The sequence below is a fragment of the Myxococcus llanfairpwllgwyngyllgogerychwyrndrobwllllantysiliogogogochensis genome, assembly GCF_006636215.1.
In the GTDB taxonomy this organism is placed as follows: Bacteria; Myxococcota; Myxococcia; order Myxococcales; family Myxococcaceae; genus Myxococcus; species Myxococcus llanfairpwllgwyngyllgogerychwyrndrobwllllantysiliogogogochensis.
On sequence record NZ_VIFM01000062.1, the window covers coordinates 1 to 19,144 of the forward strand.

Here is a 19,144-nt window from a genome sequence, read left to right on the forward strand (position 1 = left end):
GACAGGCTCCGGGTCGGGCGTCGGCGTGGGCTCCGAGGGCTGCTCGGATTCATCCGGCTCCGTCGGTGTCGGCGCGGGAGTCGTGGGTGTCGTGGGGGATGGCGCGGGCGGGTTGCCCGTCGAGGGCGCCTCATCGGTGGACGGACGTGAGCCCGTGGTCTGGGTCAGCTCGCTCGTGCCATTGCAGGCAAGCAGGGCAAGCAGGGCAGCGGAGCAGTAGGCCGTCAGCAGCGGTGAGCGTTGGCGCATCCTGTCAGACTCCATGTGTGGGTCGCGGCGTATGGGGCGCTCGCGAGGACGGCCGCCAATCGGGGCGCGCGTCCTGTTCATTCCCCGACCCGATGGCAACCCAGACTCGCCAGGCCGCAGGGCAAGAAGGCAGGAAATGGGATTTCGGGCGGTTACGTTGAGCGCGAAGAAGTCAGGCTGATGCGCGCGGGCCCGAACATTCGTGCTGCTGCCTGTGCAGGTGTGCGGATGAAGGCGGTTTCATTCCCGACGCGGGTGGGCGGGACTTCACTCGGAGAGAAGGTCGCTCCGAGCGGGAGCATGCGGACGGGGGCGCGCCGAGAAGGCGTCTCCGACGAGCTGTGGACTGTCCGGTCGGCTCTGGGGGCACCGCGCGGCGAGGGCCTTTCCCCGTGCGCGGGCCGGGGCCTCGTGCCATTTAGCGCGCGAGGCATCGCATCCAAAGGGAACGCCATGAACGTGCTGGTTACGGGAGCCACGGCCGGGTTCGGCCTGGCCATCGCGCGCCGCTTCATCCAGGAGGGTGCGCGGGTCATCGCCACCGGGCGGAGGACGGAGCTGCTGGAGAAGCTGCGCGCGGAGTTGGGTGAGCGGCTGCTGCCGGTGACGCTCGACGTGACGGAGCGCGAGGCGATGGCGCGGGTGCTCGGCGCGCTGCCGGCGGACTTCGCCGAGGTGGACGTGCTGGTCAACAACGCGGGGCTGGCGCTGGGGTTGGAAGCGGCGCAGTCGGCGCACCTCGACGACTGGGAGGTGATGGTCGACACGAACGTGAAGGGGCTCATGTACTGCACGCACGCGGTGCTGCCCGGCCTGGTGGCGCGCAACCGGGGCCACATCATCAACATGGGCTCGGTGGCGGCGGACTATCCGTACCCGGGTGGCAACGTGTACGGCGCGACGAAGGCCTTCGTGCAGCAGTTCAGCCTCAACCTGCGCGCGGACCTGCTGGGCACGGCCGTGCGCGTGACGGACATCGAGCCAGGGCTCGTGGGCGGCACGGAGTTCTCCAACATCCGGTTCAAGGGCGACGCCGCTCGGGCCGCGGCCCCCTACGCCAACACGCAGCCGCTGACGCCCGAGGACATCGCGGACGCGGTGCACTGGGTGGTGTCGCGACCGGCGCACGTGAACATCAACGTCATGTCACTGATGCCGGTGACCCAGGCCTTCGGGCCGCTCGCGGTGAAGCGACAGGGCTGAGTGAGCCACTCGGTGGGCACCCGACGGGGTGCCCGCCCGCTCCACTGCCTGGTGGCGTCACACCCCGGCCCACCGCAACTCCAAGGAGGGAGAAGCCTCGCGCTCCTCGCCGGAGTCCCGGCGGGCCGATGTTCGCGAGGCAGGGGGAAGCGCGATGAAGCGCTACGGCACGACCTGGTCCATCATCCTCGCGGTCTTCGGCGTGTATGGGCTGGTGATGTTCGGGGTGTCCTTCGCGGGCCTGACGGGAGAGACGCCCATGGTGCTCTCCTCGGTGCTGGGCCTGCTCGTCTGGGCGGCCTTCGTCGCCCTGGTCATCCACGCGCTGCGCTTCACGCTGCCGGTGGCCAAGGGGAGCGACGACAAGGTCGACGAGAGCCTGCGCTGGACGTCCCGGACCTTGCTGGCGGCGGCCATCGCATCGCTCTTCACCGCCGTCGCGCTCGCGCCGGGAGCGTTCGCCGCGTGTGGCCCCACGTTCCTGGCGAACCTCTACCACTGGGGCGGGATTGTCGGCAGCATCGCCGCCTTCGCCTTCTGGTTCGCCTTCCCGCACATCGCGCGCGGCATGCTCGAGGGGCGCGCGGCGAAGGTGGAGCTGCACCGGGTGCGCAACATCGTGCTCACGGGCGCCGTCGTCTACGGCCTCATCGGAGTGTTCTGGCTCGGCGCGTGGCTGGTGCTGCGCGGCTCCATCGACTCCGGCGAGTACCCCAGCGCGGCGAGCTCGCCCTACCGGCTGCCCTACCCCGAGGGAGACCGCTCCTGGGTCATCCAGGGCAACAACTCCCACCTGAACCACAACGACGACGAGGAATACGCCTGGGACTTCCGTCGACAGTGCGGCACCCCGGTGCTGGCGGCGCGCGCGGGCACGGTGTCGCGCGTGGTGGACACGAACAGCGGCAACGGCGGCGACAAGCCCAACAACCGCATCGAAGTCGAACACGGCGACGGCACGGTGGGCCGCTACTTCCACATCTCGAAGGGCACCGCGAAGGTGGGCGTGGGCGACACGGTGAGCCAGGGACAGCAGCTCGCGGAGGTGGGCAACGTGGGCAACAGCCTCACCGGCCACATCCACTTCGATGTGGAGAAGGGCGGCGACAGCATCCCCGTCACCTTCAACAACGTGGACGAGGACAAGGGCATCCCCCGGACCTTCGAGGGCTACGCCTCCACGAAGTAGCGGGCACCGCGTGACGCGGTGCTTCCCCGCCCGCTTCAAACATGAACCACCATTCACTTTTTGGACAGGGTCCCCTGCGTCCCCGGCGCGGCTTGGGTTAACGTCGCGGGCATGAGCGACTCGGACCGCCCGCCTCCACCCAGGGGACTCCTCGCCCGGGGATTGAAGCTCCTGGGCCACCTCACCCATCCGGAGACTCGAACGGGCCAGGTGTTCACCCGCGCCGAGCAGCGCCTCACCCGTGTCCTCACCCGCGTCTCCGAGAGCCCCACCTACCTGCGCGCCAGCGGCACCGTGCTGCGCCAGGGCCTCAACGCCCGCATCCGCCGCAACAGCTTCGTGGAGAGCGCGCTGCACACGCTGCGCCTGCCCACGACGTCCGAGGTGGAGAGCCTCCGCGACCAACTGCGCCGCGTGAATGACCAGGTCGAGGCGCTCGGCTCCCAGCTCGAGGTGGTGGTGGACCTGCTCCATCGCCAGGAGTCCGACAGCCCTCCCACCAAGCCCGGCGCCTGAACATGACCGCGTCCACCCAGCGGCTGCGCTCCTTCGTCACCGGCCAGTTCGAGCTCACGCGCGCCGTCGCTCACGCGCTCAAGGCCCGTCCCTTCAATCCCTACCCGTACCTCAAGCCCTTCATCGAGCGGGCCTCCGGTGTGCGCGAGCCGCCCATCAGCGCCACGCCCCACACCGTCGTGTACACGCGGGGCAGCATGCGGCTGTTGCGCTACGCGGCGCCCCGTCGGCGCCACCGCACGCCCATCCTGTTCGTCTACTCGCTCATCAATCGCTGGTACATCCTCGACTTCCTGCCGGGCCGCAGCCTCATCGAGCACCTCACCCAGGAGGGCTTCGACGTGTACGCCATCGACTGGGGCGTGCCGGGACAGGACGAGGAGCGCCTCACCTGGTCGGACCTGCTCGGAGGGCGCATCCAGACGGCGGTGCGCTGGACGCTGCGGGTCAGCAAGAGCCGGGACCTCACGCTCTACGGCTACTGCATGGGCGGCACGCTCGCGCTGGCCTACACGTCGCTGCATCCCGAGGGCGTGCGCAACCTCGTCGCGCAGGCCACGCCCGTGGACTTCAGCAAGGGCGGTGTCTACACGCTGTGGACCGCCGCCAATCACTTCGACGTGGACTCGCTCGTGGATGCCTACGGCAACGTGCCCACGCCCGTGCTGGAGAGCGGCTTCCTCATGGTGGCGCCCGTGCAGCGCCTCACGCGCTGGCTGGAGGTGTGCCGCCGCATCGACGACCCGGACTTCGTCAGCACGTTCCTCGCCATGGAGCGCTGGGGCTCGGACCCCGTGCCCTTCCCCGGTGAGGTGTATCGCCAGTACATCAAGGACTGCTACCAGCAGAACCTCTTCCACCAGGGACGCATGAAGGTCGGCGGAGAGGCCGTGGACCTGGGCCGCATCCAGGCCTCCGTGCTCAACGTCATCGCCGAGCACGACACCATCGCCTTTCCCGCCATGAGCGAGCCGCTCGTTGACCTGGTGGGCACGAAGGACGCCCAGACGCGGCGCTATCCGGTGGGCCACATCGGGCTGTCCGCCTCCAGCAAGGGCCCCACCCATGTCTGGCCCTCCATCTCCGAGTGGATTGCCACGCGCTCACAAGCAATGGAGCCCTGATGCACTCCGTCTCGGAAACCACCTCGGGCTCGGGCGTGCAGGTCCGTGAGGGCGTGCTTCGGCTGAAGGATGGACGGCGGCTCGCGTACGTGGAGTCGGGAGACCTGGACGGAGTCCCGGTGTTCTTCGTCCACGGCAACCCGGGCTCGCGCTACATGCGGCATCCGGATGACCGGCTCACCCATGGCCTCGGCGTGCGCCTCATCACCCCGGACCGGCCCGGCTATGGGCTGTCCGACTACCAGTCCGACCGCACGCTGCTGGACTTCCCGGACGACCTCGAGCAGCTCGCCAACGCCCTCAAGATAGGCCGCTTCTCCCTCTTCGGTGTATCCGCGGGCGGCCCCTATGTCGCCGCCTCCGTGTGGCGACTGGGCGAACGAATCATCCGCTCCGCCATCGTCTCCGGCGCCTCGCCGCTGAAGCGGCCCGGTGGCATGGAGGGCGTCAACCGCGACTACCGCAACGCCTACGCCATGGCCGCGTGGCCAGAGTGGCTGCTGCATCCGCTGATGGCGATGCATGACAGGCAGGTGCGCTCGAATCCAGAGCGAGCCCTGGCGGCGCTGCTGGCGCATGCGTCGGAGGATGACCGGCTCGTGCTGTCGGACCCGCACATCGCCGCGCAGGTGCAGGGCTGGCGACGCGAAGCCACGCGCCGAGGCGTGGCGGGCATGCGCCGCGAGGCCCACATCCTGGCGTCGCCCTGGGACTTCGCGCTGGAGGAGATTCGAGGAGAGATGGACCTCTGGTACTGGGACGGCGACAGCATCGTCCCGCCGCAGATGGGGCGCTATCTCGCCTCGCGAATCCCGCGCACCGTGCCCCACTTCCTCTCCGGAGGCGGACACTTCTCCCTCTACTCGCACTGGCGCGACATCCTCGCTCCGCTGGCACGGCGGGGCTCGTGAGCCAGGAGGGGCGGTGGCCCTCTCGGGCCTTCATCGAGGAGGAGGCGCACGGGCGGATGGAGCCGGAGATGCGGCTGCTCCTGGAGGGCTTGCGCGCGAAGGGCATCCCCACCGAGTGCTTCACCGCCAAGCGCCTGGAGCGGCGCCAACTCCCGCTGACGTCGGACACGCTGGTCGCGGGCTACGTGCCCACGGTGCTGGGCGCGCTGAAGCAGTTGGGCATCGAGCCACCTCCAACGAACGACTACCCGCCCAGCCTCACGCCCTTCCTCCACCGCCGACTCTGGATGAGCACCGTGCGACAGCTCACCTCGCACCTGCACGACGTCGCGAGTCCGCCCGTGTTCGCCAAGCCCCAGGGACGCAGGAAACGTTTCACGGGCCAGGTCTTCCAGAGCGCCAGCGACCTCCTCTTCCTGGAGCGGGCGTCACAGGGCACGCCGCTCATCTGCTCGGAGGTGGTGCGGTGGCTGAGCGAGTACCGCGTCTTCATCGTGCACGGAAGGCCCGTGGGCACGCGTCACTATGCGGGAGACGTGACGGTTCCCCTCGACGAGGCGCGAGTCCACGAAGCGCTCCGCCTCCTGGAGTCCTCCGGGGAAGCGACCGCGGGCTACTCCGTCGACTTCGGCGTGCTGTCCACCGGTGAAACAGCGCTGGTGGAGTGGAATGACGGCTTCTCGCTGGGCGCGTATGGACTGGAGCCGGAGCACTACACCGCGCTGACCGTCGCCCGCTGGTGTGAGCTGACGGGACTCGCTCAGCCACCGCCGCGAAGCACCTGACAACGTTCAGTGTCCGACGCGGGCCTTGCCTCCGGGAGCACCACACCCCAGCTTCGCCTCCGGCCGGAGGGTGAGCGGACTCGCGGAGAATGAACATGGGACGGTGGCGGGCAGGCACTGCGGGGCTGGTGCTGAGCATGTGGACAGCACTCGGCTGTGGTGGGAGCGGCGCGTCCACGCAAGCCCCTCCCCCCGAGGAAGAAGACCCAGGCTCCACGCCACAACCCCCCAATCCTCCGACGCTGGAGCCAGGGGATGCGCGGTGGACCGTTCACTCGCGAACCCTGGGGCGACAGGACGCGGTGGCCGTGGCCTCGGACGGCCTGGGCGGCAGCGTGCTGCTGGGCACCACCCACGGCGCGACGGGCACACCGGATGCGTCCTCGACGGATGGCGGCGGCACGGCTCTCACCCTCGCCCACCATGATGGCGCGGGACAGGTGCTCTGGATGCGGAGCTTCATGCCCGAGCCGTCCGAGAGCGGAGCGGCCCAGGCCCACGCGCAGTTCCTCGCCGTCTCCTCCGGGGGAGAGCTCTTCGTCGCTGGCAAGCTGGAGGGCCGGCTGCGCCTCGGTGAGACGCTCATCACCGACAGCCACTTCGTGGCGAAGCTGGCCTCGGACGGCACGCCGCTGTGGGCTCGCGCGACAGGCACCGTGAAGGCGCTGACAGCGGACATCGAAGGGGAAGTCGTGGTGGCGCACGGCCGGCTGGTGACGCGCTACGACACCCGAGGCACGGCGCGCTGGTCCCAGGAGATGCCCGCGCTGGCCTCCGCGTCCGTCGTGGCGCTGGACTCGGATGGCGGCGCGGTGCTCGCGGGGCAGCGCCCGCTGGCCCCTTTCGAGAGCATCGGGTTCATCGCGCGGCTGTCGCCCGTCGGCGAGGTGTACTGGGAGTTGGAGGTGGGACCGGACGCACCCTCCTTCACGCAGGTGATTTTCGCGGCCGATGGCGGGCTGCGACTCACGGGCGACTTCCAGGGCACGCTCCACTGGGGAGGCGCCGTGCTCATGCCGTCCTGTGTCGCGGAGGGCTGCGCTCGCGCCGCCTTCGTGCTCGCGGCCGATGCGGCGGGACGTCCGCTGTGGGGACATGCGCTGACCAGCCCGTCGCCAGGGGAGGCCCGTGGCGCGCGCCTGGCGGCGGATGAGGAGGGAGGCGCGGCGGTGCTCTGGAAGCATGGCTGCGGCTCGGAGCTGGTGCGACTGTCACCCCTGGGTGAGCTGTCGTGGCAGGCGCCCTACGTCACCCAGCCGTGTGACGAGAGCCTCCACCTGCGAGACCTCACCTTCCTGTCGGGCGGAGACATCCTGGGTACGGGCACGTTCTCCGGCACTCGCGCGCTGGGCGGCGAGGAGTCCTTCACCTCCGACGACACGGACGTCTTCCTTCAACGCCTGGTGCCGTGAGGCCCGCGTCGCCCCTCAGGCGGCGCGCGTCTCAGCGGGGACGGCCACCTCCGCCACGGGCTCGGGGAGCGGCTCACCGTCCGCGCCGAGCACCACGGGCTTGATGCCCAGCTTGCGCTCCACCAGGGCATGCCCCAGGTAGATGAAGGGTGTCAGGCTCACCGCGACGAGCAGCTTCACGACGTACGACGTGGCGATGATGTTGAAGATGACCGCGGTGGGCAGCACGCCCGTCCACGCGACGAACTGGACCACCGTCGTGTCGATGAGCTGGGAGACCAGCGTGGAGCCCGTCGCGCGCAGCCACAGCATCTTGTTGTTCGTGACGCGCTTGAGCAGGTTGAAGATGGAGATGTCGCAGAACTGGCCCACCAGATAGGCGATCATCGACGCCAGCAGGATGCGCTGCGAGCCACTGAAGACGTTGTTGAACGAGCCCTCCACCGTCCCCGTGAAGTCCGGTGCGCGCGTCAGCGGAGCGAAGGGCACCTCCACCGCGATGGCAATCACCGTGAAGGCGAAGATGGCCATGCTGAAGCCCACCCACGTGACGAAGCGGGCGGCCTTCTTGCCGTAGAACTCGTTGAGGATGTCGGTGAGCAGGAACGTCACCGGGAACGGCAGCATGCCAATGGACATGACCGCCACCACGAAGCCCAGGTTGACCTCGAACAGCTTCACGCCGATGAGGTCTCCCACCACCAGCGACGTGACGAACACCGCCGCCAGCACCACGAAGAGCTGCATCCGCCTGTCGAGGTTCATGCCGTTGTTTCCTCTGGGCTCCGAAGTCGCGTCATACCGTGTCTCGCGTCCTCGGAAACAGTCCCCTCACCGAGAGTGCGTCCCCGTTCCTCAGGGCTGCTTGTCCGCGGACACACCGGGCGCCGCGGGCTCGTCATGGGGGTAATAGGACGTGCCGGTGATGGACAGGAGCGCCGACGCGGGAGCACGCGGCTCCACCGCCTGTGGCTCCGGCTCCAGGAAGCGGGGCCGATACACACTCAGCACCGTCTGCTCCTGCGCGGAGGGGTTGTCGTAGCGACGCGGAAAGCCCCGGGGCCAGTGGAAGGCCATGCCCCGCTCGACGGGGTGCCCCTGCGACATCAGGCCCTGCCCCAGCACCAGCTCGCTCTCCTCCATGCCTGGATTCGAGCTGGCGGGGACGGTGCCACCGGGCTTCACGCGCAGGCGATACACGCCGTATCCCGCGCCCTCGTGGATGACGTCCAGGCGACCGAAGGACCGCTCCTCCGACGCATAGCTCATCTCCTCCGCCGTGCGGTGCACCTGGAGCGAGGGCACCGCGAGGCCGCCCAGGGCCAGGGGCTTGATGACACGCACGGTGGCGGCGTGGACCTGCGCGCGCGGCACGTCCGCGGTGGGGGTGGCGAGCAGGTAGCGACTCACCGCCTCTACGGCGGACTCCAGCAGCTCGAAGCGACACGCCTCCAACAGGAAGCGCAGCTCTCCGGCCAGCCGCCCATAGTTCACCGTGTGCGCCAGCCGGCCGCCCGTCGCCGCGTTGCGCGTGTCCAGGAAGAGCGCCACGTCCAGCCGGAGCGGCTGCGCCGAGACGCGCTCGCGGTTGTACACGCCCACGATGCAGTCCACCGTGAGTCCGCGCAGCTCGATGACGTCCAGCGGACGGCCCTTGCTGTCATTGACCACGGGAGGATGGAAAGCCAGCTCCGCGCTCATAGTCTCGCGCTCCTGCCGCCGTCGACGGCGATGACCTGTCCGGTGACATAGGGCGCTTCGCGCGCGAGGAAGACGATGGTGCGAGCCACGTCCTCCACGCTGCCCTCGCGTCCCATGGGAATGTGTCGCAACACCTCTTCGCGCGCGGCGGCGTCGAAGCTCTCCGGGAACGCGGCCACGCCGGGTGATACGGCATTGACGCGCACGTGCGGCGCCAGCTCTACCGCCAGCGCGCGCGTCAGCATCAACAGGCCCGCCTTGCTCACCGAGTAGTGCGCGAAGTGGCTCTCCGGACGCTCACCGGCGATGTCTCCGACGTGCACCACCAGCGGGTCCCTCCCCGCGCGCAGCGCGGGCAAGAGCGCCTGGGTGAGGAAGAAGGGCGCGTCCAGGTTGACGGCGAGCATGGTGCGGTACTGCTCACGCGAGATGTCCGCGAAGTCGACCCGCTCATAGAGGCCGGCGTTGTGGACCACCACGTCCAACGCGGGCCAGGCCTCGCGGACGCTCGCGGCCAGGGCGTCGACCGCGTCGGGCTGACTCAGGTCGGCGGCATGAAGGGTGACGCGGCGACCTTGTGCCCGGAGCTCGTCCGCCAGCGAGGCCAGCGCGTCCATGGAGCGGTTCGCATGCAACGCCAGGTCATAACCCGCGCGAGCCAGCGCCCTCGCCACGGCGCTCCCGACGCGGATGCCTGCTCCCGTGATGAAGGCGGTCCCCATGCGGCGCACTGACTAACAGGCCGCACGGGGAAAGGCACCGGGGACCTGAAAACACGAAGGGCGATGCTGGATACCCCCGTATCCGGCACCGCCCCTCGACCCCCTGTTTTTTCTCAGCGAGAACTACGGGTAGTAGCTGGCCGGGTGCGTGCGGTTCGAGCTCCAGCCATTGCCGCGCTCGTAGGACACCCAGACCCACTCGGCGGTCTGCACGTAACGGCCTTCCACCCACCGGTTCTCATAGAAGCCACCCGAGCAGCGGGAGACGCGGTGCCGACGGCCACGACGCTCCTCGCACACCTCGGGCACCCACACCTTCTCGTAGCGGCCCTCGACCCAGCGATTCACCGTCTGCATCTCGTAGCGACCGCGAGCCTGGGAAGGAGGACGGGGCGCCGGAGCGTGGTGGCAGCCGCCCGTGTGGATATGGGCCTCATAGCGGTCCGGGTGGTGGCCCCGGCGGTTGTCCCGGTCCTGGTGGCCCCGGTTGTCGTCGCGGTCGTTGTCCCGGTCATGGTTTCGGTCATCGCCGCGGCGGGCCTGCTGCGTCGCCCAGTCGCGCACACTGCCGTCCTCCGCCAGCGCCGTCGAGGAACCAAGGAACAGGGTGCCGAGAGCCAGGGTGGTGAGAGCAGTCTTGAAAGCCATGGTGTCCGTCCTCCGTCGTGTTGCTACTTCTGACGGGGCACCCTCCGGAACATTCACCATCGGGCACCGCCCTTCCTCGCGGACATCGAGCGCGGATGTAGGCAAGGCGCTCAAACCCCTGTAGAACCAGGGACTTACCGGGCGAAGCGAGGTGCGACCTCCGCGCAGGTGAGGCCCTCCTCGGGCGCGCAGTTGCGCCCCACGAAACAGCCTCCCGCGCCTTCATGGTCCACGCAGCGGATGGGCCGGCAGTCCGCGTCACCCACGCACGAGCGACGACTCACCGTGCACGTGCCCTGGCTGCAAGCATCCTGCACGCAGTCGGTGTCCTGCTGGCATGAGCAGAAGCCCTCCACGTCCCCCTCCGCAATCGAGCAACGTCCCGCGCACGCGCCCTCGGGCTGTCCGTCCGACTTCACGCAACGCCCGCCGCGTCCACAGTGCGAGTCCTCGCGGCACGGCAACGAGGGCGACGGCGCGCACTGCGCATCCGAGCGACAGCGCGCACGACTGGTGACCACCACCACGTCCGAGCACTGGTAGCCATGAGGGCAGCCCTGCCCCTCCGAGCAGTCCGCGCCGCAGAAGGCAGTCCCCGGGCTCGCCGTCTCGCGCAGACAGAAGTTCGCGCCGCGACCACAGACCTGGAGGCCACCGCCATAGGTGCAGCTGGCGCAGTAGGGACGTCTCACCGGGTCGAAATCGCTGAAACACGTCCCCGTCTCCGCGCCCGACGACGTGCCGCAGGACTCACCGAAGGCGCAGTCTCGCGCGTCCGCGCAGAAGCTCGCGTCGCAGACACCCAGGGCACACGCGGCGCGCCCTTCTGGCGTGGTGGCATCGCAGAGACACGGCGCGTCGCCGCAGCGGCAGGCCGTACCCGCGCAGTCTCCGGACGTCCGACAGCCCGCAACGCACGTGGTCCGCGCGAGGTCACAGACTTCGCCCAGCGGGCAGTGCAGGTCCGTGGCGCAACGGCCACGCGTGAGGCAGGTGCCGGTGCTGGTGTCGCAGAAGAGAGAGTCCTCGCCGCAGTCCGCGTTCGACTCGCACCCCGCGCGGTCCTGGCAGAAGCCCGCTTCGTTGCACAGCTCTCCCGGCGCACAGGCGCCGTCCGTGCGACACCGACAGGCCGACGTCTCTGTGTCACACCGATACGCCTCCGACGGCGTGCCGCAGTCCGAGTCCACGCGACAGCCCTCATCGCCCACGGGAGCGTCACCGCGACAGGCGGCGAGGAGGAGCAGCAGCGGCACGGCGAGGGGAAGCCAGCGGCGCATCACGGGTCGAAGACCTCCGAGCGCCCCAGGACGTAGGCCGTCCAGGTCGCGGTGGACAGCGTGTCGTAGGTCCACTGCGAATACTCGAAGCGAGGGACTCGCGCGAGGGAGAGGTCCGCGCGAAGTCGCGCGCCTTCGGGCAGCTCCGCGCGCAACGCCTGCAACGCGGCCTCCGGGAGCGTCACCCGCGTCTCGCCGCCCGGAAGCACGGCGGTCCAGCGGATGCCACCTGTCGTGCCGGGCGCCGTCAGGGTGAGGACCTGCACGTCCGGCATGGCACCGGAGGACGACGGAGTCCAGGCCACCGCTCCCGTGAAGCGGGCATCCCGCGCGGGCTCGGTGAAGACAGGGAGCGGGAGAATCGGCGGGAGCGTCACGCCCGCCTCCAGGGCTCCTGGCTGCCGGTGATACAGCACGCTCTGGGGATAGGCCGTGGTGCCTCGAAGCAGGTCGAGGAAGAGAAGGCTCGCCCCGTCCACGCGAGGAAGCTGGGGGAACGTGAGCAGCGGACCGGCCCCTTCGACGGAGGAGAAGAAGCGCGAGCCCGTGCCCCAGTTGTGCGGATGCGGAACCAGCCCCTCCGCGCCCAGGTCCAGCCACGCGTAGACCTGATGCAGGGCTTCCTCGCCCGCGATGATGACGGGCCCCGCCACGGAGAGGGGCACGGCGACGTCCAGATGCACGTCGAACACCACATCCTGTCCTTCGGACACCCGCGTGCCCGAGGCCGCGATGCCGCGACGCACGCCGAGCAGGTAGGGCTCGAAATCGACCTCGTCCTTCAGCACGCCGAGCACCGCGTACACCGCGCGCAAGCCGGGCTGCGCCTGCACGACGTAGGCGCCCCCCTCTTCGCGAATCCGCCACGTCTCCGCGCGACGGTCTCCTGGCCCCGCGAAAGGAGGGCCCGACGCGGGGCTCAACTGCGCCACGAAGACGCGAGCCTCCAACACCTCTCCAGGCTGGAGCGGCCTGGGCGGCTTGAAGCCTCGCACCCGGCCCGTGATTCGAGCACTCGCGGGCACAGGTGGATTGCCCGGGTTGCCTTCGCTGTCGAGACGGCGCAGGTACACCGTCAGGTTCTCCGAGCGGATACCCGCCACCGTCACCACGTCGTGGCCCGCCTTGAAGACGGTGACGCTCTGCGCGCCCACCATCCGCGAGTCGGACAGCGTCAACTGTCCGCGTGCATCCGTCTCACCCTGGAGGAGTGCCGTCGAGCCCGTGCCGAGCAGGACCTTCGCGCCCACGACGGGCTGCCCGTAGGTCCCCGAGGAAGTGTCGAGCACCGTGACATTCAACGTTCCCGTGAGCAGTGCACCCGAGAGACCTCCAGGGCCTCGCGGGTCGAAGTAGGTGAAGGCCTCGGAGAGCGCCGAGCGCACAGCCCCCTGGATGACTGCCACCTCCTCGGGCCCCTGGCTCCGCGACACGGGAGTTCGACAGGTGAGGGTGTGGGCGTCCACCACGTGCACGTCGCTCGCGGGCTCTCCACCAAAGGTGACGCGGATGCCTTCGACGAAGCCGGTCCCTCGCACCGTCACTCGCGAGCCTCCCGCGATGGCACCGCGCGCGGGCTCCACCTGGGAGAGTACGAGCGCGGGCTCGTAGGTGAAGGCGTTCGGGAACAGGGCTTCGTTCTCCGGGTCGCTCGCGGAGGAGACATGGAGCGCGTGCGCTCCCGCGCCACCTGGCGGCGTGGTGAGGCGGAGCTCCGTCGTTCCCAGCACCGTCACATCTGGAGAGGGAAGCGCGCCGACTCGCACCACGGCATCCGGAGGCAGTGCGTCTCCTTCGAGGAGGACCTGACTTCCTCCTTCCGAGGAGCCTGTTCCAGGCGTCACTCGCGTGAGCCCGAGCCGATAGGTGTAGCCCCCTGGGAGGTGACTGCGCAGCGAGGCCGCGCTGACCGTCACGGGGACCGTGCGCGAAAGCGTGCCGCGCGGGGGAACGCGGACCGTGAGCGTGAACCGGGTCGCCGCGACAATCTGGACGGGCGTTTCATCGAAAGTGACGGAGAGGTCCGGAAAGTCGAACGCCAGTCCTGTCAGCGTCACCGTGCCGTCCTCTCGCGCCCCCACGCGTGGAAAGACTCCCAACACACCGAACAAGGTGCCCTGCGGACTGTCCGCGTACGTGAATCCCTGGCGCACCGTCCAGACACCTCGTGGGGTGACGATGCGCACGGGGACTGCTTCCATGTCCATGTGCCGTGGCGAGGTCACCACGAGGCGCGTGGGTGACTCCACGCGGAAGGAGGGAGCGGGCGTGTCTCCGAAGAAGACCTCCGTCGTGCCCTCGAAGCCCTGCCCCGTGAAGACGACGGATGTGCCCCCGAACGTCGTCCCCGTGAGCGGCTCGATGTCGGTGACGCGGGTTTCCTCGACGTAGCGGTATGCACGCCTCAGCACGTCACCCACGCCGGCGCCCTGCACCCGCACGTCGACGGGGCCGACAGTGGTGCTCCGGGGAACAACGGCTCGAAGCTCCGAGGAGGAAACGCGCGTGACGGAGGGACTCGCCGTGCCTCCGAAGAGGACCTGGAGCCCAGTGCTCGAAGGGAAGCCCGCACCCACCAGCGTCACGGTGTTACCGCCCCCTTGCGCTCCCGTATCGGGAGAGACAGCGCGGAAGTCGAAGACATCGAAGTACGTGAAGCACGCCGCGCAGACCGTCGTCCCGTTCGGGTTCGTCACCGAGACGTCTGCCGTACCTTCGATGCCAGGAGGCGTGCGCAGGTCGAGCGTGGTGTCATCGATGAGCTGGAAGTCCCGAACCGCGCGCGAGCCGACCCGCACCTCCGTGCGCAGCGCGGCTTCCGAGGGCGTCGCGGCCACCCCTTCCACGAAGCCACGGCCCTTCAACGTCACCCAGGTTCCACCCCCACTCTCTCCCCGCGTGGGCAGCGCCGAGTGGATGACGGGCGCGGCCGATGCCCCCGCATCGACCTGAGTCCCCGCGTCCGTGGGGCCTGCGTCCTCCGCACCCGCATCACGTGAACCCGCGTCCGGCAGGTCGCCCGGTGGTCGGGACGAGCCTCCGCAGGCCGCGAGGACAAGGACCAATAGACTCAGCACGAACCCGCGCAGAGGTCGCTCGACATCGACACGACTCGCGCAGCCGGGCCAGAAACGGCCGCTCCTGGCAGCGAGCCACAAGCCCATACGCACCAGGGTGTCATGCACGATGGAGGAGCAGTTGCCCGCTCGGGCCGGAGCCCTCATCGCGAAGCCATCCGGGATTGGCGTGCGTGATTCCCGCGAGCCCGAAGGCAGGTGGTTGTTCGCCGTCGGCACCGCCATGCGGCGACCAGGCCAGGAGGAACTCCTCATGGGAGCCACTCCACCTGGAGCGTGTAGCCATTCGTCGTTCGCGCGTCATCGCCCACCACTCTCGCGGTGAGCCGCTGGCCCGCCACGGTCGGAGCCGGCAGCGACACAATGGCGCCCTCCGCGTCTTGCGAGCAGCCCAGTTCCACGCCTCCGCTCTCTCCCAAGAGACACAGGCGCAGCAAGCCACGGTCCGCCGCGTAGCCCGACAGCGACACCTTCACGCCTTGGGCCGCGGGCACGGTGAATCGAACATGGTCCTGCTCTCCCGGGCAGACCATCCCCTCCAGCGACAGGCGCTCCGGCAGGTCCGTGGCCGTATCGACGGTGTCGTTGGGCTCGTGGACATCGTCATCACAGGGCGTGCCTCGCGAGAGGAAGAAGCCGATGTCATACGCTCGCGGCAGCGTGTCACAAGAGGCGACGCGCACCGTATACGTGCCTCGCTCCGCCACGACATGCGACATACGGAAATGTCCCGTCGCCAGCACCCGGCCCCTCGCGTCTTGAAGGGTCGTGGAGAACACCGACTCCGCGAACACCTCCGCGTCCACGTTCACGCCGAGCTGGTCCCCTCGCTCCAAGGTGAGCGAGTAGTGGTCCACGTCATCCGGGCACAGCGTCAGCTTCACGTAGCGACTCGCGCTCACGGGGAACGCCGTGGACACCGTGTCGTTGGGCTCCAGCGCATCCGGCTGACAGGCCCGGGGCCCACAGGTTCCCGTGCCGAGGTCGCAACGCTGGTCCATCGCGCAGTCATCATCCGAGCCACACGGCGGAGGACGCGGCAGGCATGCCCCGCTCGCCAGATGACACACCCGAGGCACGTCGCAGTCCCGGTCCGAATAGCAACGCGGTGTCGATGAACACCGTCCCGCCGCGTCACACACGAAGCCCACCGCGCAGTCCGTGTCCACGTCACACTGGACGCAAAGCCCCTCCGTGCAGTGCTCCCCTTCCCCGCACGAGGTGGCCTCGGTGCAACGGGCCACACAGGCATGCAGCCCCGCGTTGCAGCGCTCCTCGGCACCACAGTCCGCGTCCTCGACACATCCCAGGTCCTCCTCGCAGACGAGCGTGGACCCATTGCAGCGTTGCCCGGTAGGACACTCGCCCCTCGCTCCCGAGGGACAAAGCACCACCTGCGTCCTCGCGAGACAGAGTCCCTGTCGGCACCACAGCCCGAATGCACACGCCTCGTTCGTCTCGCAGTCCGTGCCCCAGCCCTCACGAAGCACACAGGCCCGCGCCTCATCGTCACAGCGTTCCTTGAGCCGACACTGGCCGCTCGACTCACATGCACCACAGACACCCGCGAGCGTGCAGACCTGTCCTCCCTCGCAGTCCTCGCGTCGCGCACACGACGTCGGGCTCGGCCCCGCATCCGGCACGGGTGGCACTGTCTCCTTGGAGGAACAGGCGAACACGCAGCACGCCACCACGAGGAGCCACCACCGCATCGTCACGGCACCTCCGTGACCACGCCCGAGGGCCACCGCACGTCCGCCACCGTCCACACCTCACCCTGACTCGCCAGGATGCGACGGAACTCGCCCTTCAACACGCCCCGGTCATACACACGCACTGTCGCCCCGCTGCGCGGGTCCACCGCTCCATTCGCACGCGCCAGCACCACCGCCACACGGTAGGTCCCCGCCACCGGGTTCTCGTAACCGAACACCTCCGGGCCGTAGCCCGTCAGCCGGTCTCTCAACAACTCCGGGTCCTCCGCGAGGCCGGGCGCACCCCAGTCCGGACGCGGATTCGCGTAGTGACAGTCGTCCACGGAGCCCGGCACCGCGTCCACGCCCCGCGACACATGCAGGTCCAGGTCCGTCTCCGCGTGGTCCCAAGACACGTCCACCAACAGTCGCTGCGCGGGCACCGCCAGGACCCGCGCGCTCGCGGGCCGCGGACTTCGAGCGCCGGCGGCATCCGTCACCGCGAGTTCCACCACGTACGCCCCCGGCACCACCGGGTCCAACCGCAACACCGTGCGGGCCGCCCCCGCCTCCATCACCTGAGCCCGCGCACCCACCGGTCGCTCCCGCAGCACCCATTCGTACGTGAGCGGCCCATCCCCATCCGGGTCCGTCGAGGCCGTTGCGTCCAGCACCACTTCGCCTCCCGGTACGCTGTCCGCCAGCGCCCCCATGACAGGCACCGGCGCCAGATTCACCCCGCCGTGCAGCGCCACTCGCGCCTCGCGGTGGTCCGGGTCCGTGGTCCGCAGCAGGAGTCCTCCGCTCACCTCCTCGGAGGCAGCACCCAGGGGCACCGCATAGCGGACCGACAGCTCCACCTCGCTCGACACATCCAGGACCGCCGGGGTCGTCGTGGAGCCCACGAGCTGAAAGGCCGACGGTATCGAGTCACCAACAAGAGTCAGTGATTCGAGCACCAGCGGCGCGTTGCCCCGCGAGCGCACCTTGAAGGAACGCACCACGGCGGCACCTTCAGCGACACGTCCGAACTCGATCCGCTCCGCGTCCAACTCCAGAATCGCCGAGGTACGCCCCTCTCCTCGCAATGACACGTCGAGCGACGGACGACTCGGGTCATCCGTGTGCAGCTCCAAGGTCGCCGTGTACAGAGACTCGCGCGGAGGGACGAAGGCCAACAGCACGGGGGACTCCGCCTGCGCGGGGACTTCCACTGGCGCGGAGATGATTCGAAACGGACTGTCCGCCTCCCGCACCGAGACACCCACCACGCGCAGCGGAGCGCGCCCCGCATTCACCAACGGCAGGGACACCGTGCGCTCGTTCAGCGCGGGCACCTCTCCGAAATCGAGCGTGGATTCGGGCGCCACCCAGCGAGGCACCACCGACAGCGGAGGCGCATCCTTCCCGCAGCCTCCCGTCAGCAAGCAGCCCACGACGAGCCACCACCCTCCGCGAGCCGCCCACGTCCTCACGACGCGTCCTCTTCCACGTACTCCAGCTCCACCCTTGACCCGAGCCCGGGCACCGAGTCCCCCGCGAAGAACACCGTCCTTCGCTCGGGCTGGTACACCCAGCCATCCACGGCTCCGGCCCTGGGCGTGCAGACGGCATCCAGCGCTTCGCCTGGTTGACCCGCGCACGCCTCTCGGTCCACGGCGTCACAAGCGCTCAGCGCGTCCTGCGTCGCGCCACAGGGATACCGCACGCGGACCCGCAACGAGTCCACACGAGGGACACGCTCCAGCGCGAACGTGCGCCGCAAGCCCACCGCGCTCGTCGCCAGCGTGCGGAGCGCTCGCGCGAAGTCCTGGTCACAGATGCTCCCCAGCTCCCCACCCATCAGCGTCACCAGCTCCGCGTACCGAGTCCCCGGCTCCGCGCCACAGCCATTCGCGGGCACGTCCCCGATGATGGCGGAGGCCACCACCGTCCCGTCATTTCCCAGCCCCTTCGCCTGCTCGAACGCGCGCCAGTACATGCGCACGTCATGCGGCGAGCGGTCGTCCTCGTCCGTCACGAAGGCCAGATAAAGCCACGCTCCCGGACGCAGGAAGTCCACGGCGTGCTCCAGCGCGCAACCGTCGCGGCAGGGCTGAGTGGAGCAGCGCGCCACACAGGCCGCGCGGGCCTCCAGCACCGGTGCGTTCTCCCGAGCCACCTGCTCCAGCACGAGGTTCGCGGCCTCCAGGCCCTCCTCGTATGCACTTCCCTGCGTCCCCACGCGCACGCTGTTCGCGAAGGCCTGCTCCAGCTCAGGTGTGTCCGGCCTCAGGATTCGCGGCGTGCCCACCAGCGCCCCCGGTCGCGTGAAGGTGTCCGTCGTCGCCACGCCCATCCGGTAGTCGACGTGCCCCTCGCGGAACAGCGAGATGAAGGACTGGAAATTGCGCGCGAGAGACTCCTGACGCGGTGCCATGGAGGCCGAATCGTCCACCACCCACAGGACATCCACCGCGGGGGCCGGGCGCTGCGCGTACGTGTCGACGTGATAGCCGGCGGGAAGCGAGGGCACGAGCCGCTCGTCCCGACAATCGACGACCAGGAGCGCCAGGAAGGCGACGGCGGCTGCACGGCGCATGAGCGAGCAGCCTATTACCACCGCTCCTCGGGAATCGAGCAGGCCGTCCCGC

16 protein-coding genes and 1 pseudogene are annotated in these 19,144 nt (G+C 69.4%); 7 read left to right on the forward strand and 10 right to left on the reverse strand.

Annotated features, from left to right (window positions below; translation table 11 throughout):
* Window positions 1-249, reverse strand: a pseudogene (locus FJV41_RS17470) (right-handed parallel beta-helix repeat-containing protein); the annotation flags it as partial.
* Window positions 250-702: 453 nt separating this feature from the next.
* Between FJV41_RS17470 and FJV41_RS17475 the strand changes: the two are divergent.
* The 7 genes from FJV41_RS17475 (at window position 703) to FJV41_RS17505 (ending at window position 7,389) form a co-directional block, all read left to right on the forward strand.
* Window positions 703-1,452: an SDR family NAD(P)-dependent oxidoreductase gene (locus tag FJV41_RS17475; RefSeq protein ID WP_141643635.1), complete on the forward strand. Its 750-nt coding sequence runs from the start codon at window positions 703-705 to the stop codon at window positions 1,450-1,452.
* A 154-nt stretch (window positions 1,453-1,606) separates the two neighbouring features.
* Window positions 1,607-2,641: a M23 family metallopeptidase gene (locus tag FJV41_RS17480; RefSeq protein ID WP_141643636.1), complete on the forward strand. Its 1,035-nt coding sequence runs from the start codon at window positions 1,607-1,609 to the stop codon at window positions 2,639-2,641.
* Window positions 2,642-2,752: 111 nt separating this feature from the next.
* Window positions 2,753-3,157 (forward strand): hypothetical protein, encoded by a 405-nt coding sequence (locus FJV41_RS17485; RefSeq protein WP_141643637.1) that lies wholly within the window; start codon window positions 2,753-2,755, stop codon window positions 3,155-3,157.
* A gap of 2 nt (window positions 3,158-3,159) precedes the next feature.
* On the forward strand, window positions 3,160-4,281 hold the full coding sequence (locus FJV41_RS17490) for an alpha/beta fold hydrolase (RefSeq protein WP_141643638.1): 1,122 nt from the start codon (window positions 3,160-3,162) through the stop codon (window positions 4,279-4,281).
* The gene (locus FJV41_RS17495; protein WP_141643639.1) at window positions 4,281-5,192 is read left to right on the forward strand and encodes an alpha/beta fold hydrolase; all 912 of its coding nucleotides are present in this window, start codon (window positions 4,281-4,283) and stop codon (window positions 5,190-5,192) included. The genes FJV41_RS17490 and FJV41_RS17495 overlap by 1 nt, the downstream gene beginning before the upstream one ends.
* Window positions 5,189-5,977, forward strand: a complete 789-nt coding sequence (locus tag FJV41_RS17500; RefSeq protein ID WP_246137257.1) for an ATP-grasp domain-containing protein — start codon at window positions 5,189-5,191, stop codon at window positions 5,975-5,977. The genes FJV41_RS17495 and FJV41_RS17500 overlap by 4 nt, the downstream gene beginning before the upstream one ends.
* Before the next feature lie 137 nt (window positions 5,978-6,114).
* The gene (locus FJV41_RS17505; RefSeq protein WP_141643640.1) at window positions 6,115-7,389 is read left to right on the forward strand and encodes a PQQ-binding-like beta-propeller repeat protein; all 1,275 of its coding nucleotides are present in this window, start codon (window positions 6,115-6,117) and stop codon (window positions 7,387-7,389) included.
* Between the two features lie 15 nt (window positions 7,390-7,404).
* On the opposite strand, the gene FJV41_RS17510 is transcribed toward FJV41_RS17505, so the two are convergent.
* The 9 genes from FJV41_RS17510 to FJV41_RS52315 all read right to left on the reverse strand — a co-directional run bounded on the left by FJV41_RS17510 (window position 7,405) and on the right by FJV41_RS52315 (window position 19,092).
* The gene (locus tag FJV41_RS17510) at window positions 7,405-8,154 is read right to left on the reverse strand and encodes a queuosine precursor transporter (protein ID WP_141643641.1); all 750 of its coding nucleotides are present in this window, start codon (window positions 8,152-8,154) and stop codon (window positions 7,405-7,407) included.
* A gap of 90 nt (window positions 8,155-8,244) precedes the next feature.
* Window positions 8,245-9,090, reverse strand: a complete 846-nt coding sequence (locus tag FJV41_RS17515) for a dihydroneopterin aldolase (RefSeq protein WP_141643642.1) — start codon at window positions 9,088-9,090, stop codon at window positions 8,245-8,247.
* The gene (locus FJV41_RS17520; RefSeq protein ID WP_141643643.1) at window positions 9,087-9,812 is read right to left on the reverse strand and encodes an SDR family oxidoreductase; all 726 of its coding nucleotides are present in this window, start codon (window positions 9,810-9,812) and stop codon (window positions 9,087-9,089) included. Before FJV41_RS17520 ends, FJV41_RS17515 begins: the two co-directional genes overlap by 4 nt.
* A gap of 123 nt (window positions 9,813-9,935) precedes the next feature.
* Window positions 9,936-10,460, reverse strand: a complete 525-nt coding sequence (locus FJV41_RS52310; protein WP_174486667.1) for a hypothetical protein — start codon at window positions 10,458-10,460, stop codon at window positions 9,936-9,938.
* A 134-nt stretch (window positions 10,461-10,594) separates the two neighbouring features.
* On the reverse strand, window positions 10,595-11,743 hold the full coding sequence (locus FJV41_RS17525; RefSeq protein ID WP_141643644.1) for a hypothetical protein: 1,149 nt from the start codon (window positions 11,741-11,743) through the stop codon (window positions 10,595-10,597).
* On the reverse strand, window positions 11,740-15,072 hold the full coding sequence (locus tag FJV41_RS17530) for an IPT/TIG domain-containing protein (protein WP_141643645.1): 3,333 nt from the start codon (window positions 15,070-15,072) through the stop codon (window positions 11,740-11,742). Before FJV41_RS17530 ends, FJV41_RS17525 begins: the two co-directional genes overlap by 4 nt.
* Entirely contained in the window at window positions 15,069-16,529 is a 1,461-nt protein-coding gene (locus tag FJV41_RS17535; RefSeq protein ID WP_141643646.1) for a hypothetical protein, read from the reverse strand. The genes FJV41_RS17530 and FJV41_RS17535 overlap by 4 nt, the downstream gene beginning before the upstream one ends.
* Window positions 16,530-16,531: 2 nt before the next feature.
* Window positions 16,532-17,986, reverse strand: coding sequence for a choice-of-anchor D domain-containing protein (locus tag FJV41_RS17540; RefSeq protein ID WP_181790724.1), 1,455 nt, complete (start codon window positions 17,984-17,986; stop codon window positions 16,532-16,534).
* Window positions 17,983-19,092, reverse strand: coding sequence for a vWA domain-containing protein (locus tag FJV41_RS52315; protein WP_181790726.1), 1,110 nt, complete (start codon window positions 19,090-19,092; stop codon window positions 17,983-17,985). The genes FJV41_RS17540 and FJV41_RS52315 overlap by 4 nt, the downstream gene beginning before the upstream one ends.
* Window positions 19,093-19,144: the final 52 nt, after the last annotated feature.

Bases quoted from the DNA above. Each gene is read 5' to 3' on its own strand.
- FJV41_RS17475 (WP_141643635.1), top strand. From the start codon at position 703: ATGAACGTGCTGGTTACGGGAGCCACGGCCGGGTTCGGCCTGGCCATC.
- FJV41_RS52310 (WP_174486667.1), bottom strand. From the start codon at position 10,460: ATGGCTTTCAAGACTGCTCTCACCACCCTGGCTCTCGGCACCCTGTTC.
- FJV41_RS17495 (WP_141643639.1), top strand. From the start codon at position 4,281: ATGCACTCCGTCTCGGAAACCACCTCGGGCTCGGGCGTGCAGGTCCGT.
- FJV41_RS17480 (WP_141643636.1), top strand. From the start codon at position 1,607: ATGAAGCGCTACGGCACGACCTGGTCCATCATCCTCGCGGTCTTCGGC.
- FJV41_RS17510 (WP_141643641.1), bottom strand. From the start codon at position 8,154: ATGAACCTCGACAGGCGGATGCAGCTCTTCGTGGTGCTGGCGGCGGTG.
- FJV41_RS17485 (WP_141643637.1), top strand. From the start codon at position 2,753: ATGAGCGACTCGGACCGCCCGCCTCCACCCAGGGGACTCCTCGCCCGG.
- FJV41_RS52315 (WP_181790726.1), bottom strand. From the start codon at position 19,092: ATGCGCCGTGCAGCCGCCGTCGCCTTCCTGGCGCTCCTGGTCGTCGAT.
- FJV41_RS17520 (WP_141643643.1), bottom strand. From the start codon at position 9,812: ATGGGGACCGCCTTCATCACGGGAGCAGGCATCCGCGTCGGGAGCGCC.
- FJV41_RS17490 (WP_141643638.1), top strand. From the start codon at position 3,160: ATGACCGCGTCCACCCAGCGGCTGCGCTCCTTCGTCACCGGCCAGTTC.
- FJV41_RS17515 (WP_141643642.1), bottom strand. From the start codon at position 9,090: ATGAGCGCGGAGCTGGCTTTCCATCCTCCCGTGGTCAATGACAGCAAG.
- FJV41_RS17505 (WP_141643640.1), top strand. From the start codon at position 6,115: ATGTGGACAGCACTCGGCTGTGGTGGGAGCGGCGCGTCCACGCAAGCC.
- FJV41_RS17530 (WP_141643645.1), bottom strand. From the start codon at position 15,072: ATGAGGAGTTCCTCCTGGCCTGGTCGCCGCATGGCGGTGCCGACGGCG.
- FJV41_RS17535 (WP_141643646.1), bottom strand. From the start codon at position 16,529: ATGCGGTGGTGGCTCCTCGTGGTGGCGTGCTGCGTGTTCGCCTGTTCC.